This is a genomic window from Providencia sp. PROV040, assembly GCF_032706145.1.
Classification (GTDB): domain Bacteria; phylum Pseudomonadota; class Gammaproteobacteria; order Enterobacterales; family Enterobacteriaceae; genus Providencia; species Providencia hangzhouensis.
Genome location: NZ_CP120530.1, coordinates 2549765 through 2566248, shown reverse-complemented (window position 1 = coordinate 2566248; position 16484 = coordinate 2549765). Strand labels below are relative to the sequence as shown.

Annotated in this window: 18 protein-coding genes; 13 read left to right on the top strand and 5 right to left on the bottom strand. The window is 34.4% G+C overall.

The window, feature by feature from the left end:
* Positions 1 to 9: 9 nt before the first annotated feature.
* The 5 genes from P3L40_RS11740 (at position 10) to P3L40_RS11720 (ending at position 2355) form a co-directional block, all read left to right on the top strand.
* Complete coding sequence (locus P3L40_RS11740; protein WP_110591685.1) at positions 10 to 666, top strand: fumarylacetoacetate hydrolase family protein; 657 nt, start codon at positions 10 to 12, stop codon at positions 664 to 666.
* A 20-nt stretch (positions 667 to 686) separates the two neighbouring features.
* Positions 687 to 1127, top strand: a complete 441-nt coding sequence (locus tag P3L40_RS11735; protein WP_096863699.1) for a YcgN family cysteine cluster protein — start codon at positions 687 to 689, stop codon at positions 1125 to 1127.
* Between the two features lie 30 nt (positions 1128 to 1157).
* Complete coding sequence (locus P3L40_RS11730; protein ID WP_004254926.1) at positions 1158 to 1280, top strand: hypothetical protein; 123 nt, start codon at positions 1158 to 1160, stop codon at positions 1278 to 1280.
* Between the two features lie 324 nt (positions 1281 to 1604).
* Complete coding sequence (locus P3L40_RS11725) at positions 1605 to 1814, top strand: hypothetical protein (protein ID WP_094963080.1); 210 nt, start codon at positions 1605 to 1607, stop codon at positions 1812 to 1814.
* Positions 1815 to 2121: 307 nt separating this feature from the next.
* Complete coding sequence (locus P3L40_RS11720) at positions 2122 to 2355, top strand: DUF333 domain-containing protein (protein WP_094963079.1); 234 nt, start codon at positions 2122 to 2124, stop codon at positions 2353 to 2355.
* Positions 2356 to 3026: 671 nt separating this feature from the next.
* Here P3L40_RS11720 and P3L40_RS11715 read toward each other — a convergent pair.
* On the bottom strand, positions 3027 to 3164 hold the full coding sequence (locus P3L40_RS11715) for a hypothetical protein (RefSeq protein WP_164561036.1): 138 nt from the start codon (positions 3162 to 3164) through the stop codon (positions 3027 to 3029).
* 796 nt (positions 3165 to 3960) lie between these two features.
* On the opposite strand from P3L40_RS11715, the gene P3L40_RS11710 reads away from it, so the two are divergent.
* The 4 genes from P3L40_RS11710 to P3L40_RS11695 all read left to right on the top strand — a co-directional run bounded on the left by P3L40_RS11710 (position 3961) and on the right by P3L40_RS11695 (position 8881).
* Positions 3961 to 4581: a fimbrial protein gene (locus tag P3L40_RS11710; protein ID WP_036957782.1), complete on the top strand. Its 621-nt coding sequence runs from the start codon at positions 3961 to 3963 to the stop codon at positions 4579 to 4581.
* 119 nt (positions 4582 to 4700) lie between these two features.
* Positions 4701 to 5402: a molecular chaperone gene (locus tag P3L40_RS11705; protein ID WP_004254911.1), complete on the top strand. Its 702-nt coding sequence runs from the start codon at positions 4701 to 4703 to the stop codon at positions 5400 to 5402.
* A gap of 9 nt (positions 5403 to 5411) precedes the next feature.
* Complete coding sequence (locus P3L40_RS11700) at positions 5412 to 7895, top strand: fimbria/pilus outer membrane usher protein (RefSeq protein ID WP_096863700.1); 2484 nt, start codon at positions 5412 to 5414, stop codon at positions 7893 to 7895.
* Complete coding sequence (locus tag P3L40_RS11695) at positions 7886 to 8881, top strand: fimbrial protein (protein ID WP_096863701.1); 996 nt, start codon at positions 7886 to 7888, stop codon at positions 8879 to 8881. The genes P3L40_RS11700 and P3L40_RS11695 overlap by 10 nt, the downstream gene beginning before the upstream one ends.
* 191 nt (positions 8882 to 9072) lie before the next feature.
* Here the strand turns inward: P3L40_RS11695 and P3L40_RS11690 are convergent, their stop codons facing one another.
* Positions 9073 to 9384, bottom strand: coding sequence for a helix-turn-helix domain-containing protein (locus tag P3L40_RS11690; protein WP_004254881.1), 312 nt, complete (start codon positions 9382 to 9384; stop codon positions 9073 to 9075).
* 688 nt (positions 9385 to 10072) lie between these two features.
* On the opposite strand from P3L40_RS11690, the gene grxB reads away from it, so the two are divergent.
* On the top strand, positions 10073 to 10711 hold the full coding sequence (grxB, locus tag P3L40_RS11685; protein WP_136134979.1) for a glutaredoxin 2: 639 nt from the start codon (positions 10073 to 10075) through the stop codon (positions 10709 to 10711).
* Between the two features lie 77 nt (positions 10712 to 10788).
* Here the strand turns inward: grxB and P3L40_RS11680 are convergent, their stop codons facing one another.
* Together P3L40_RS11680 and P3L40_RS11675 are read right to left on the bottom strand one after the other, a co-directional pair.
* The gene (locus P3L40_RS11680; RefSeq protein WP_094963074.1) at positions 10789 to 11226 is read right to left on the bottom strand and encodes an META domain-containing protein; all 438 of its coding nucleotides are present in this window, start codon (positions 11224 to 11226) and stop codon (positions 10789 to 10791) included.
* Positions 11227 to 11240: 14 nt separating this feature from the next.
* Complete coding sequence (locus P3L40_RS11675; protein WP_094963091.1) at positions 11241 to 12239, bottom strand: 2-hydroxyacid dehydrogenase; 999 nt, start codon at positions 12237 to 12239, stop codon at positions 11241 to 11243.
* 234 nt (positions 12240 to 12473) lie between these two features.
* On the opposite strand from P3L40_RS11675, the gene P3L40_RS11670 reads away from it, so the two are divergent.
* From P3L40_RS11670 to P3L40_RS11660, 3 genes are read left to right on the top strand one after another with little or no spacing between them, the layout of a single operon-like run.
* Positions 12474 to 15071 (top strand): YdbH family protein, encoded by a 2598-nt coding sequence (locus tag P3L40_RS11670; protein ID WP_228677019.1) that lies wholly within the window; start codon positions 12474 to 12476, stop codon positions 15069 to 15071.
* Positions 15072 to 15082: 11 nt separating this feature from the next.
* Positions 15083 to 15295, top strand: coding sequence for a YnbE family lipoprotein (locus P3L40_RS11665; protein WP_050763751.1), 213 nt, complete (start codon positions 15083 to 15085; stop codon positions 15293 to 15295).
* A complete protein-coding gene (locus P3L40_RS11660) occupies positions 15292 to 15621 on the top strand; it encodes a YdbL family protein (RefSeq protein WP_210852486.1) in 330 nt (109 codons plus the stop codon). Before P3L40_RS11665 ends, P3L40_RS11660 begins: the two co-directional genes overlap by 4 nt.
* 79 nt (positions 15622 to 15700) lie before the next feature.
* Here P3L40_RS11660 and P3L40_RS11655 read toward each other — a convergent pair whose 3' ends face one another.
* Positions 15701 to 16300: an FMN-dependent NADH-azoreductase gene (locus P3L40_RS11655; protein WP_136134978.1), complete on the bottom strand. Its 600-nt coding sequence runs from the start codon at positions 16298 to 16300 to the stop codon at positions 15701 to 15703.
* Positions 16301 to 16484: the final 184 nt, after the last annotated feature.

Below are 16484 nucleotides of genomic sequence, written 5' to 3'. Positions count from 1 at the left end.
AGTACTATTATGTATCAACATCGTGACTGGCAAGGTGCGTTACTTGATTTTCCTGCAAATAAAGTTGTTTGTGTTGGTAGTAATTATGCAAAGCATATAAAAGAAATGGGGTCTGCTACACCGGAAGAGCCCGTTATTTTTATTAAACCAGAAACTGCTTTGTGTGACATTACTCAATCAATTGTTATTCCAAAAGACTTTGGTTCTGTTCATCATGAAATTGAGATGGCAATTTTAATTGGTATGCCATTAAAAAATGCGGATGAAGACCGTGTATCACGCTCTATCGCAGGTTATGCAGTTGCATTGGATTTAACCTTACGTGATTTACAAGCTAAATTTAAAAAAGCTGGTCAGCCATGGGAAAAAAGCAAATCATTTGACGGGTCATGCCCAATTTCGGGTTTTATTCCTGTTAGTAGCCCGAATGATTTACAAAATATTCAGCTTTCTTTAGAAATTAATGGTGAAGTTCGCCAAGAGGGCTCGACGCGTGATATGATCACCCCAATTTTACCACTGATTAGCTATATGTCCCGTTTTTTCACATTGCGTGCAGGGGACGTTATTTTAACGGGAACACCTGAAGGTGTTGGCCCATTAGCTTCTGGTGATATGCTAAAATTATCAATTAATGATCACTCGCTGACTACTCGGGTTATTTAAGTATAGGATTAATAAGTATTATGTCGCAGTTCTGGCAAGTTAAAACTTTAGATGAAATGACGGATGAAGAATGGGAATCTCTTTGTGATGGTTGTGGGCAGTGCTGTTTGCACAAGTTAATGGATGAAGATACTGATGAAATCTATTTCACTAATGTCGCTTGTAATCAGCTAAATCTAAAAACTTGCCAGTGTAAGCATTATGAAGACCGCTTCAGTTATGAAGCGGATTGCATAAAGCTTAATCGCTATAACTTAGAAACGTTTGGATGGTTGCCAAGTACTTGTGCTTACCGTTTGTTATTAGAAGGGAAAAGTCTCCCAGCTTGGCATCCATTAAAAACAGGGTCCAAAGCGGCTATGCATAATGAAGGTGTGTCCGTTCGCCATATTGCTGTCAGAGAAATTGATGTGGTGGACTGGGAAGAACACATAATGAATAGGCCTATGGGTAAGGGATAGTAATAAATCCTCAATATACAATAAATTATTATGGAAATTTCGTTACTAACAGTAGGCTTAGCTGCCATTCTAAATATTGCTATTTTGCCTGCGATGATTTCTTTTTTTGAAAAATTTAGCCAAGCGGCATTGATGATGTTTTATACGTTTTAATCAATGTATTATAGTGCTTTGAATAAAAGTAGACAGTAATAATCATCATGTTAAAACTGGGTGTGATTATTTATCCTATTAATAATAAGAATACTTATAATTAATACTTCATATTACATCTAATTACGAGTTTTTCTGACTTAAAACTTTAAGTGCATAAAAAATTATCTTTATAATTGATCATTAACCAGTATTTTCCCGCTATGGCTTAAATTACAATATTTTTTATTTAAGAAAATATTGTAATTTGTGACCTCTCATTTTGCCTTTCTCAAGATACTTCGCTAATCTATTTTTAGTAAATACAAATGTAGGGGGATGGAAATGAAAACATTCGGTGTGGTACTCACAATTATTGGCCTCGTTACTGCGATTATTTCTTACAATATGGATGTAAGCATTCCTATTGTTTATGGGGAAAGTGTGAAAGATATGGGCCTGGCATTTGATAGACAGAATTATATTATTGGTAGTTTGTTAGTCGCATTTTGTGGTGTTTTAATTGTCCTATTTGACAATAAAAGACGGAAGTAAAATAGGCTTTATGGCTTACAAATAGATATATAGTCATAAAATGTTAGCTAGTATTATTTGATATAATCCAGATATTGATAGATATAAGTAAGATGCCAATAATTACTCTTAGAGGTAAACATGGCAGGCTGACAGTTGAAATTTTAAGTAATAATGCTGATAGACTAAAGTAATTTATTGACTGCTGTTGATGAAGTTTTGAACATTAAATGCGATGTTGTTTTATTTATGAATAAAAAACAGTTTATATTAGTTTCATTCCGTTATAATAAACAAACATTCCAAACTGACCTAAAAAATATTTCTTATGAAGAAAGTACTTGTATTAGCTAGTTTAGTGCTCATTTCTGGATGTGTTTCCAATAAAACCGAAATAGAGCCTAAGGCTGTAGGCATGGCAAATCCAGCATCAGTATATTGCGAACAAATTGGAGGGACTCTGGAAATTGTAGATACAGCACAAGGGCAGGTAGGTTACTGTATTTTACCATCAGGTGAAAAAGTTGAAGAATGGGCTCTATACCGTCAGAAAAAACACTAATCAATCATTCACTTCTTGATTACCACAGCAAAAATCTTTTGCAAGATTTTTGCTGTGGCTCCAATCTAACAGTCCCAATCCAACAATTTTTCTATTTTAGCTTAATCATTTCTTGAAATTAGCCGATATTACTACCTGCAATATATGTGCTTTTATCAGCTGATCAACTAGATACCTATGTTTATGTACACGTGAAATTCTTCGTAGACACATTATGCGGGGGGGGGGCATATTTTGATGGCCTTATATGGATTTTGTAAGGGTGTCATCATATTTTTATGGCAAATTATTGATATAAAATATTTTTATCTATTAATGTCTCATAATCGATAATTTGTGGTACTAAAATAGAAACAGCTACCTTATGTTATGTAATTGCTAAATAAATTAGGCTTATTAGAGCGATTGATTTACTAAAACGGCGCTAAACTGTCCGTGAATAGAAAAATAATAGGCAGATAAAGCGCCTTTTATCGATGGCTTTTTGGTTTAGATCACACTTTAACACTCATAGTGAGTGATTTAGGAATATTCTTAATGTTAAAATTTGCCGTATAGATCACATTTTCATAGAGTGTTCGTTTTAAGAAAACACTCTTATTTTCATATGGTTAGAAAATGAGAAAATTGACATAACACAGGCTATAGTTTGTACAGTTAATCATGTTTTCTTATTCTATATCAAAAATAATGATAATTTTTTTTAACATAGGTTCGACTAAATGATTTGACATTCTATTTTTTACTTCAATAAGAAGTTGAATGAATAAAGGATTATATTGCGATTTTATCACTATTTCTTCTTTCATATTTATTTCCATCACTCCATTTATTTTTTAATTTAGATTAAAATCGATATTTACCTCGCTTAAAAACATATTTTAAAATTAAAATAATGACTAAAGTTGATTGTTGATATAAAAGAATATCTATACACTCATAATGAGTGAAATTGATATTCAAGCATAATAATTCGGAATTCAATATTTTTAATTGTTTGGAGTGACATATCTTTACAGATCAATAATCATTAATTTAATTAATGATTTTGCCCTAATTAGATACTCTGTAATGGATTAATTTTATAGTGATAATGTGAGATAAAGTGTCAAAATGTAAATGAAAACATATATTAAATCTAAATATAATGAATTTTGCTGTTTTTGATAATCTGTATTTTTGAGTTTTGTTGGTTTTTAATTTTATATTTAAAAAAAATTAGATATTAAAAACTAAATCTTAGGCTTTTCACGAGTAAATTAGTGAATATTGAAAATCAAAATACTCAATCAATGCTTGTTATTTAATAGTCTGTAACTATCAAAAAATAAATTAGCGATGAAAAAAACGATTTAATAAAACTTAAGTTATTATGTATCCTCTCTTCGAAATCATATAGAGCATATGGTTATAAATTCTAAATAGGACTAATTAAGAAATATATTTATTTGCATTAAACGAATGGTTCAAAGTGAAACGTAAGCCATAAGTCATACTCCATGTATGATTAGGCTTTTGTTTGTATTTTTTACCTAACAATAAAACAAAAACTTAATCAGTTCTTTTTAATGTAAAAAATAATTACCCTCATATTAGGAAATGAAAATGAAGAAAGTACTACTGACTGCAGTTGCAACAACTATTATTGGGTTATCAACAGCTAACGCTGCAAGCACCAACGTTGGTGGCGGCCAAGTTAACTTTCACGGTAAAGTAACGGATGTTTCTTGTACTGTTTCTGTTGATGGACAAGGTAGTGATGCTAGTGTTTACTTAGCACCAGTATCATTAACAGAAGTACGTGACGGTGGTGCAGATGCATTGTTAAAACCGAAATCTTTTGTTATTGACGTAACAAACTGTGTTGCAGCAGATGTTAAAGATGTTGCTAATGACTCCGCTATTGATAAAACACTATTAAACGTTAACTGGACTGGTGGTAACTTACTGCAAGGTGCATCAGGTAATTCAGAAGGCTACTTAGCAAATACTGAAACTACAGGTGCTAAAAATATTCAATTAGCACTTTCAACTGATGATAGCTCTGACTTGTCAGGTAAAATTATTCCTGGCAATCCATCTCAGAAAAAAGTTAAAGGTGATTTGACTAAAGTTGAAAATGGGGCTCGTTTCCAATATTACGTTGGTTACGCAACTTCTACACCTAAAGATGTAACAACAGGTGAAGTTAAAAGTTATGCAACTTATGAAATCACTTACCAATAATAACTTAATAAGCTAATTTCTTATTAGTTTTAGTTACGTAAGTAATCTTTAAATATTAACTTAATCAGCTTTACTATGATAAGCGGTAGGTATACTGCCGCTTTTATTTTGAGGATCAAATGAAAGCAATAGTATTTATCTTCTGCTTCATTTTCAGTACGCATTCATTTGCTAATAATATTATCGTTAATGGTACACGGTTTATTTATCCTGGAAATGAAAAAGAAATTACCGTGCAATTAAATAACACTGCCGACCGTCCTGCAATTGCACAGGCGTGGCTTGATACAGGTGATGCGTCAGAAACACCGGATACGATAAAAACACCATTTCAGATTACACCGCCAATCTCTCGTGTAGAAGCTAAAGGTGGACAAACTTTACGAATTAAATTAATGGATAAAGGAAGCATTCCTCAGGATCGCGAAAGCTTATGGTGGTTGAATATATTAGATATTCCTCCTATGGCTAAAGCTAAAGAAGGCGATAGTCAGAATGTATTGCAATTAGCGATCCGCTCTAGATTTAAATTCTTTTATCGGCCAACAGGCCTGAGTAGCCGTGAATTAGCGCCAGAGCAACTTGTTATAAAAGCAAATGGGAAGAGTATTATTATAGATAATCCGACACCTTATTATATTACTATTACAAAAATTTCAACGGATGGTAAATCTGGGTTGAATGAAAAAACAATTTTATTAGAACCGAAATCTCAAATGATAGTTGAATTAAAACAAGTCGTAAGGTCAGGAAGTCATATCGTAATTAATAATATTAATGATTATGGTTCAGATATTTCGGTGAAAACCACCGTTAAATAGGAATATATAATGAAACAGCGAGAGTTAATAAATAAATATAGCAATACGCTCTCTGTGACTTGCTTTGTCACTGCATGCATAGTGCCTACGTTTTATGCTTGGGGTGAAGAAGATACAACCTATGAATTTAATAGTGGTTTTATTATAGGTAGTAAAGAAGATGTTGATTTAACACGTTTCAATTCTTCAGGGATCAGTCCCGGAAAATATTCAGTTGACGTATATACAAATAACAATTGGAAGGGACGCTACGACCTTAATTTTGAAGAAGAGAAAAGTGGTCAATTAGTAGTCTGTTATACACCACAAATGCTATCTGATTTTGGTATTAATATTGAAAAACTAAACCCTACAGTTAGTAAAGATAGTAATGCTTGTTTACCATTAAAAGACTGGAATGACCAAAAAGACGTCGTTGATACATTTCATTCTTCTACATTGCGTTTAGATATTTCTGTTCCGCAAATATATGAACAGAGAATTTCCCGTGGTTATGTTTCTCCCCAATTTTGGGAAACGGGAATTCCTGCACTAAATATCGGTTATATGGCTAACTATTATGATAACCATACTAGTGGTTCAAAAGGAACTAATAACGCCAGTGCTTATTTGGGGCTGAATGCTGGTCTAAGCTTTGATGGATGGTTGCTTAAACATATTGGAAATCTTAACTGGCAACGTCACGATGGAACGAATTGGAATAGTAATCAAACATATCTGCAAAAACCAATAACCGAACTAAAGTCAAAAGCGACAGCAGGACAGTTTTATACAGATGGTGATCTCTTTGACAGTATTAGTTTACGGGGCGCAAAAATAGCAACAGATGACAATATGTATCCTGATGGAATGTCAACATACGCGCCTGAGATTAGGGGAATAGCACAAAGTAATGCTTTAGTAACGGTAACGCAAAATAATTCTATTATTTATCAAACAACAGTGGCGCCAGGACCTTTCAGCTTAACGGATGTCTATCCATCAGGTTACGGAAATGATTTAGTTGTAACGGTAAAAGAAGCTGATGGAAGTGAAAGCAGCTTTAGCGTGCCATATTCTTCATTAGCACAGTTATTACGTCCTGGTTTTACACGTTATCAAGTTTCTGGTGGTAAAGCGGATGCGGATGGACTGAGAAATCGTCCATTTATTATGCAGGGTACTATTCAGCATGGTTTAAATAATACATTTACGCTATATGGCGGCGTCACTGCATTTGATGATTATCAAGCCTACTTAGTAGGTACCGGTGTTAACACAGGGTTTGGTGCAATTGCTGTAGATTTAACTCAGTCGAGAACGGCATTCAAATATAAAACAGAAAATGGGCAAAGCTACCGTTTAACTTTTAGTCGTTTATTTACTCAAACTGATACTAACTTAGTGCTAGCTGCTTATAGGTATTCAACGAAGGATTACTATAACGTCAGCAATGCATTATATGCGATAGATAATGATAAGCGTGGCGTAGAGAATACTTTAGGACGTGAGAAAAATGGTTTCAGCTATACAGTAAATCAAAATCTTCCTGATGGTTACGGTGGGATTTATTTTACGGGACGTATTTCTAATTATTGGGATAAGTCGGGGACAGAAAAGCAATATCAATTAAGTTATAACAATAACTTTAACCGTCTTTCTTATGGTGTCGCATTTATGAGAGTTTATGCAGATAATACGAATAATAAAAAAGATGATCGCATTAACATAAACTTTAGTTACCCACTGTATTTTGGCGAAAGTCAGAGTGCAACACTGACCTCAAATACGACATTCAATAATGAAAAATTTGGCTCTAGCCAAATCGGTGCGAGTGGTGCATTCGATAGGGATAATAATTGGACTTATGGCGTAAATACCTCTGTTGCAAACGGTGGACAGAAGAATATTGGTTTGAACACAGGTTACCGTACACCATTTGTTAATACGAATGCGAATTATAGCCAAGGTCAGGGATATCGTCAGTTCGGTCTTGGCGCAAATGGTTCGGTTATTGTGCATTCTGAGGGCGTAACATTAACACCGAATACTTCAACAACGATAGCTCTGATCGAAGCGAAAGGAGCGGAAGGCGCATCAATCATGGGTGCACCTGGAACTCGTATCGATGGAAATGGTTATGCTGTTGCTCCTTATGTTAGGGCTTATCGTATTAATAATGTAGAAATTGATCCGAAAGGAAGTCCTGAAGATATTGTTTTTGAAAATACGGCCACACAAGTCGTTCCTTATGAAGGAAGTATCGTTAAGGTTAAATTTAGTACTAAAGTCGAAAAAAATATTGCATTTAATGTTGTAAGGCCTGGAAATAAACCATTGCCATTTGGGGCTAACGTTACTGATATAAATGGTGAATCCATAGGTATCGTTGGTCAAGGTGGAACCGTATTTATTAGTAGTGAAACTGCAAACGTTGCAATTATAAAATGGGATAATGGGCAGTGTTCATTTTCTTTAGAAGCTAGCAATAGTAAGGAAATTTTATGTCAATAACGAAACAAATTCGCTTGTATATCGGAGTTGGTGTGTTTCTTACCGCTAGTTACGTTTCTGCGTATTGTGATAGAACCTCAACTCGGACATATGTATTAAATATGCAGATGGGGAGGGTCGTGGTAGACCCTAACTTAAAGGTTGGGGATACTATTGCGGAGCAAACTTGGGATATGCGGGAAAATTCAAGTGCAATATATGCATATTGTACAAGAAATACACCGATAACGGCTTCGGTTACTATGCCAAGTTTAGTTCCAGTAGGAAATAAGGTTTACCAGACAAACGTTCCTGGAATTGGCATGAAATTCCACCGTGAAGGTGCAGTGAGAATGACGTATCCGGATACATTTTATGCCCCTAGATCAAGTAATTATTATCTTGCGGGATCAAAGTTTATTTTAACTTTAGTGAAAACCGCTCCTGTTACAGGCTCAGGAACTATAGCTAGTGGCCTTTATACATCTTATGGGTACATTCCAAATAATAACCCATTTTTGATCACTAAATTAGATGCTGAAGCGATAACAATAGTTTCTCCGTCTTGCCAAATTGAAGGGGGAAGCGAAAAAAATGTTTATCTTGATCCAATTAAACGTTCACAATTAAATGGTATTGGAACAACGGCAGGTGAAAAAGATTTTGATATTCGCTTAATATGCAGCGGTGGTGTCAGTATTTCTGGTTTTGCAAATGTTAATATGACTTTTAGTGGTGATATTCCAAAAAACATGAATAATCGACAAGGTGTTTTGGTTAATCAAAATAAATCCACCAGTGGAGCTGCGGGAGTTGGTATACAAGTTTTAGAGCGTAAGACTAATAAATCACTTATGTTTAATGAAAAATATAAAGTTGGAAATTTAGTTGACCGGCAAACAAAATATCTTGACTTAAATTATAAAGCTCGTTATTACCAGTATGAACGAACAATCTCTGCTGGAGAAGTGAATTCTAAAATGGTTTTCAATATTACCTATGATTAAAATATTATATATAAAATTTATTGCTAAAACCATTAGTTAATTTTATGAAATTTAAATGTATGGCTAATCTTCATATAGAGGATTAGCCTTTTTACTTTTATAGTTCTAAAGAAAGTGAAGTACAAATAACACGGGATAGAAATGTCTATGTTACTTGCATTTTATTTATATAAATTAATTTTTTATTTACATTAAAAGTTATCTTTAGAGGGGGCAATGACACTTTCAGCTGTATATATTAGCTCTTGGTTGAGTTCATTAGATGGTTCATTTTTATTTGATTTTGAATTGCTTACATAACCTTGGAAAAACCATTCAATAGGGCAATTTAATGCTTCAGCAATATCCACTAAATGATTAATTGGAATTTTGTTAATACCATTTTCATAACGAGATATTTGCTGTTGACTTAAATTTAATTTATCAGCTAAATTCGCACCTGATAGACCGAGCTCTTTTCTCCGGTTTTTTATTTTTATACCAATTATAGTATGAATGTCCATATGACATCCTCAATTTATATGAAAAGTTGTTATTTAATGCACTTAATTCAAATTACGTTTCATAGTATATTAAAAAATAAATAGATTTAAAAGTTTTAATGAACATAATTATGATGAAAATCGCTATTTTTAGTTTGGTTATTTGCAATAAGATAGCATTACTTTTAATGTGGTTATTGTTGTTGAATAAGTAAAAATATCTATCGTTACTACTTTTCATAGCGAAAAATATAAATTTTAAATTTCCTTTATAGTTATTTTGTTTTATTTTTCTTTAAAATCAAATTATTGCATCCTTGTTGTTGTGATAAAATTATCAGGAAGCAAAGTTAATATATCGTTACGGAATGTTAACTTTTTGTTTTTTTACTTAATTTTTACTTAAAGTATTTAGTTATTAAAATTAAAGGTAAAAAATAAATCAATGATATTTATGACATATTAATTTAATTGATATTAACTCAATGCTTAAATCATCTTAAATGATTACTCTGTTAATGGAACATCTTCATCAGACATATTATGCCACGACCTAGATTTTATTATTGAGATATTGTGCACTTTATTATATATATTTTTCCTCGCGCTAAACAAATTTTTACAAGCGTGATAAGGCATAAATGTGGGTACTCAAGTATACTGTATAAAACCTATTGGCACTTTCATTACCAAATTAGTGAGGTCCACAATGAAATTGTATATTTATGACCACTGCCCATTTTGTGTTAGAGCTAGAATGATTTTTGGTTTAAAAAAGTTAGCAGTAGAGCAAATCGTTTTATTCGATGATGACATAGAAACGCCAAAAAAAATGATAGGTCGAAAAATGTTACCTATCTTACAAAAAGACGATGGAAGTTATTTACCTGAAAGCTTAGATATTGTTCATTATGTAGATAGCATTAATGAACCTAAATATGCAGGAGGAAACATAACCCCTGAAGTAGAGTCTTGGTCTAAAGCGGTTTCTGCTGTGGTATATAAGCTTGTGACACCACGTTTTACACAAACTGATTTCCCTGAAATTAGTACAGCAGAAGCGAGGGCGGCATATATCGCTAGAACATCAAAATCTTATGGTGACTTAAACGAGTTTAAAAAAGAAACTCATACGTTGCTAGTTGAATTAGAGCCCCAATTGTCTTTATTAGATGCGTGGTTAGAAACACGTGGTGAACACATTGATATTAATGATTTTATTATTTTTCCAACCTTACGTAGTTTGAGCATAGTTGAGCACTTATCGTTTAGCACAAATATTCGGGATTATATGGAGCGAATTGCAAAAACCTCGAATATTAACTTGCTATTTGATCAGGCGAAATAGCTTATTTGGCTGCCAGTTCAGTGGGTTATGGCAAACGTATACCGCCTCTAAAAGAGGCGGTTGTACAGGATAATTCATTAATGGACGTAGTCACGTAGTGTATAAACTAATTTGTAATGACCTTGAATTAATACTAGCTGGTTGTTGTTTAATGAAATAACTGCGCCATCAGACAGTACTCGATTTATCATTGAATCCCATTTAGATAAATCTTCATCAACACATTCGAGTTCAGTTTTACTTAAGTTTTTTACGGTGATTTTTGCGTTTTTGATATTGCCAAATCCGTTAAAATCATTACACATTGATGCAGAAACAAACATTTTCTCGCCAAAAGCAAGGGAAGGTACAGTTTGCTTGCTACTAATCGTCTTACCATTCACTTCAGTTAAAATAAAACGATGATGCATCAACTTATTTTCAAGTGCTTGGTCATCATTACGCGCATTGACTTGATGAGTTTGGCATGCTGCTAGCAATAAACCCAAAATAGTAAGTGGAATTAGGCGTTTCATAGTTCCCGATCCAACTATGCGTTAACAATATTAGGGCAAGTTTCCCCATGACTAATTTGACGGATATTATTAAGCGTAGTTTGACTGATACTTGTTAATGCTTCTTCCGTTAAAAACGCTTGATGCCCGGTAAATAACACATTGTGACAAGAAGAAAGACGACGAAAAACATCATCTTGAATTACATCATTAGATTTATCTTCGAAAAATAAATCACGTTCATTTTCATATACATCCATACCTAAAGCGCCAATTTTCTGTAATTTTAGTGCATTGATTGCTGCAACAGAATCGACTAACGCGCCTCGGCTTGTATTGATGATCATGACCCCATTTTTCATCTTTTTGAATGCATTTTCATCGAGTAGGTGATGATTCTCAGGTGTTAATGGACAATGAAGGGAAATAATATCTGATTGTTCATATAAAGTATCCAAGTCAACGTATTCAGCGCCCATATCTAAAACAGCTTGGTTCGGGTATGGGTCGTGTGCGAGTAAGCGCATTCCAAATCCCTTTAAAATACGTAGCGTCGCTTGGCCAATTTTTCCGGTACCAATAATTCCAGCAGTGCGGTTATGCATATTAAAACCTGTTAATCCTTCGAGAGAAAAATTTGCATCTCGAGTACGTTGGTATGCTCGATGGATCCTACGGTTAAGGCAGAGCATCATACCAACAGTATGTTCGGCAACGGCTTCAGGAGAATAAGCGGGAACTCGGACAACTTGAATACCTAATTCTTTAGCAGCTTGTAAATCAACATTGTTAAAACCAGCGCAACGTAAAGCTAAAATTCGAATATTGAGTGCGGCAAGTTCTTCTAAAACAGCACGATTAGCTTCGTCGTTAACGAAAATACAGATAGCATCTGCACCAACAGCATTTTTAGCTGTCTGAACGGTCAATGGAAAATCAAAATATTCAATACTAAAATTAAATCCAGAATTTTGATTAACTTGTTCCATGTGCTTGCGGTCATACTGTTTGGTACTATAAGAAACAATTTTCATCATGAAGACTCCAATTTTTAGGAACCAATTAGAAAAGAGTAGGTAAAAAGGTGTACCTACAAAATATAAACTCAGAATAAGACAATTAAGTTTGTAAATCACCTATAAATTAAGAAAATAGGTATCTGTTTACGATTGAATGTGGTTTATCTTTGTTAGTATCGTGTTTAATGAGGAAATTTTGTTGAAATTTATCACTTGCGCTATAGAACAATTCAAACAAGGGACGTAGTAATGCAGTTAATGAAAAGAGCATTCAGAATATTACTCTGCTTTTTGGGTGGAAGCATTGCTCTCTTAATACTTTTATGGATAACGATATCCCATTGGGCTCCAGTTGTTGCATCACACTATCTTCCTAAGCCATTTAAACTGTCGTTTTCAGAACCAAGAATTAGCCATGGCCAGTTGGATATAGCAAATATCAGTATAACAGCAAATAATTGCACATTAGTTCAGTTGAATAGCACAAGACTTTCTATCTTTCCCTTACACGCTATTGTGGATGACCTTGATGTTAAAACTGAATGTTTGAGTGCTCTTGAGCCAACGAATGAAATGGATAATGAACCGATTAATATTGCAGAACTTATCGATAATATTCCGGTTTTTTCATTAGTTATCAATAATACCAATATACAGCCATGGAGTGATTACCAAGGCAGTATTTGGTTGCGTAAAAATCAGGTTAACCCTCTAGAATTTGATTTTAGGGGCGACAATTTAAGGTTGTCATCTTTAATTAATACGGAACACCAATTAGTCATTCAAAATTTTTTAGCATTTCTACCAGAACAAAAGCAAACAATAGAATTATTTGGTGATGTGCAGCTTCCCTTAATGGCAAATCAGCTTCCAGAAAAAGGGGAGTTGAATGCTTATTTTAAGTTAATCAACCCAGAAAAATTCTTACAAGCTAAATTCAGTTGGTTGAATGACCAAGGTGTCTTTAGCGTCATGGATACAGACACAAAGAAAGAATTGCTTTATTTACCATGGTCACTATCGCCTTCTCGAATACAAATAGCGCAAGGTAAGTGGCAATGGAAAGAAGCAGATATCCCTTTACAAGGCGGTATCAGCTTTCAAGTTGATAACTGGGATAATACATTAAGTGAAATGGTATTTTCTGGGCGTATTAATATGCTCACACAAGCAAAGAAAGGGAAAGCCAATATTGTCTTAGCTGTGCCATCTACTCAGATAAATTTACTCAATGCTGATATTAATTTTAGGTTACATGGCCAAGTTAAATATGATGATATGGTGCTGGATATTAATTTGCCTGCAAAGGTTTCAGGCCAGTTAGCTGCCCCCAAAATTTCTTTTTTATCCAGTTCATTATTAAGAGCTTATGGCCGTCTTTCGGAAACACTGGTTCTTAATGAAGCTAGATTACCACTTGCAGGAACATCGTTAGGTGAAGAGGGTATTTCAGGACGTTTACAAGCTATTCTAAAAATTAAAGAGCAATATTGGGGGAGTTTTGATATTCATTTGGATGGCAAAGCTAATAAATTTACCTTAGATAAGGGAAAATGGTTTTGGAATTATTGGGGAAATGCCAATTTACCCTCATTATCAGCTAATTGGGATATTAAGGGAAATGGGAGTTGGCAGGACACTTTAATTACATTAAATAGCTTAAATACAGGGTTTGACCAAATACAATATGGGCTTTTATCGATGAGGGCTCCACGTTTACAGCTAAGTAACCCATTGATTTGGCAACGTGATCAGAATAAAGCCAGTTTTAATGGAAAATTACAGCTTACCAGTGAACGGATGCAATTCGGCACTGAAAGTTATCTGCCAAGGATCACATTAAACGCAGATCTTAGGGGAAAATCTCCTGCTGAGTTTCAACTTAAAGGCGATTTAAGTACTAAAGATGTCGGGCCAATAGTCATCTTTGGGCGCTGGGACGGTGAAAGATTAAGAGGGGAGGCTCGTTGGCCTGAACAGTCGGTCACAGCTTTTCAAACGTTAATTCCTGCTGACCTTGGAATTGAATTAAAACAAGGCAAATTATTTTCTCAAGCCGCTTTTTCAATAACACCGGAAGAGGGTTTTATTGCTGGAGGACATTGGCGTGTCGAGAATACTAGCCTTTGGTTAAAAGATGGCGAATTATCAGGATTAGATTTTGTTTTACCGTGGCGTTTAAAACAAAGTACCTGGACTTTGGGGGGAAAAGCACCCGTTGAGTTGCGTATTAAACAGCTCAATAATTTATTTGAATTAACGGATATTAAAGCTGATCTCTCTGGTTCTTATCCGCCAACGGAAAATTCGCCATTAAAACTGACTAATGTAGGCTTTAAAACATTAGGAGGTGAAATATCGATGGATTTACTGCGCTGGCCACAAACTCAAGCCTCTACGATAAAATTAAAGCAGATTGAACTTAGCCAGTTATTTACCATACTAAAAGTGTCGCAATTTGCTGTCTCTGGTAAAGTTAATGGAGAATTACCTTTTTATTTAAATAACCCAGAATGGATAGTTAAAGATGGGTGGTTAGAAAATAGTGGGCCATTAACATTACGATTAGATACCCAATTTGTTGACTCTATTCGAGAAGATAATATATCTGCGGGATCCGCAATGGGGTGGTTACAATATTTGGAAATAAAACGCAGCCGTACAGATGTTAATGTCACAAATTTAGGGCTGTTAAAGATGACAACAATCCTTGAAGGGTATAACACGCAAGAAAAGAAAAAACGCGAAGTTCATTTGCATTATCAACATGAAGAAAATATCTTTCAATTATGGCGTAGTTTACGATTTGGTAGCTCTTTAGAAGAGTGGTTGGAAAAAAATTTATAATGAGCATAAGAATGAACGTGAAAATATTAAAATTCACTACAGCTATATCGATTGTGTTGCTGTTATCAGCTTGCTTGCGAGTTGAGGTCGCAACACCGGATAAGCCCATCAATATTAATATGAATGTAAAAATTGAACATGAAATCCAAATAAAAGCGGATAGGCAAGTAGAAGAATTATTGAAAGAAAATAGTGATTTGTTCGGTGAGGTAAACCCAAAATGAATCGAATAATCAAAGTATTTGCCCTGTGTTCGTTATTGACTGCCTTTCAGGCTATAGCAATAACGGTTGATGAGGCCAAAGAAACAGGTCTATTAGGGGAAACGTTATCGGGGTATTTAGCTCCAATTAATACGAGTAATCTAGAGGCCACTAAACTAGCGGCACAAATCAACCAAGAACGGGAAAAAAGATACAGCGAAATTGCTGCAAAAAATAACCTAAAAACAAATGATATCGCAAGGATAGCAGGACAAAAACTTGTAGAGCGGGCTAGTCCTGGGGAGTTTGTGCGTGGAATTAATGGTCAATGGTTACAAAAGAAATAAAAAGCGCACTCAGAAAGTGCGCAAAATTTAACAATGGTAGCTTTGGGTTTTAATAATATCTTGCTTAAATGGATATATTTTAAGCGACAATGGTATTTATATGGCTTTGTGCTTGTTGATGTGCCTTTTCGACTGATTCTTGGCCTAACGACGTGCCTTCAGCAAAAACGAACTCAACGTCGGTAATACCAATGAAATTTAGAAATAGTGTTAAATAAGGCACCATGGTATCTGTTGGTGTGTCTTTATAAATACCGCCTCGGCTCGTTAATACATATGCGCGCTTGTCTTTTAATAAGCCAACAGAACCTTGTTCTGTATATTTAAACGTGTGCCCTGAGCGAGCGATAAAGTCGAAATAGTGTTTTAAATGAGAAGAAATCGTAAAGTTATACATCGGAGCTGCAATAACAATCACATCGTGAGCTTTAATTTCCTCAATCAACGCATTTGACAGGTCTAAATGTGCTTGTTGTTGTGCTGTTTTCGTGTCACTTGGACCAAAAGCTGCTAAAATTTCACCGTCAATCGCTGGAATTGGCTCTTTGACTAAATCTCGTACAGTTACTGTATCTGCTGAGTGTTTTTCCTGCCATTGTTGAATAAAGTAATCTGCCATTTTATTGCTTTGTGAATAGTCAGCCAGAATACTTGATTTCAATAGTAATACTTTACTCATGTGTTCCTCTATTTTTTAGGTAAAACTTTATTGGTAATAATACGTGATGTGTAACTGATTGATAGGAAAAATATTAGATAGCTTTCTTCAAAAAAATTGATGGTATTTTTATGTGATAACAACAATTAAAAATAAAAGCGAAATTTAGCCCTCACAAATTGCGAAGCTGATTGGCTATCGTGTA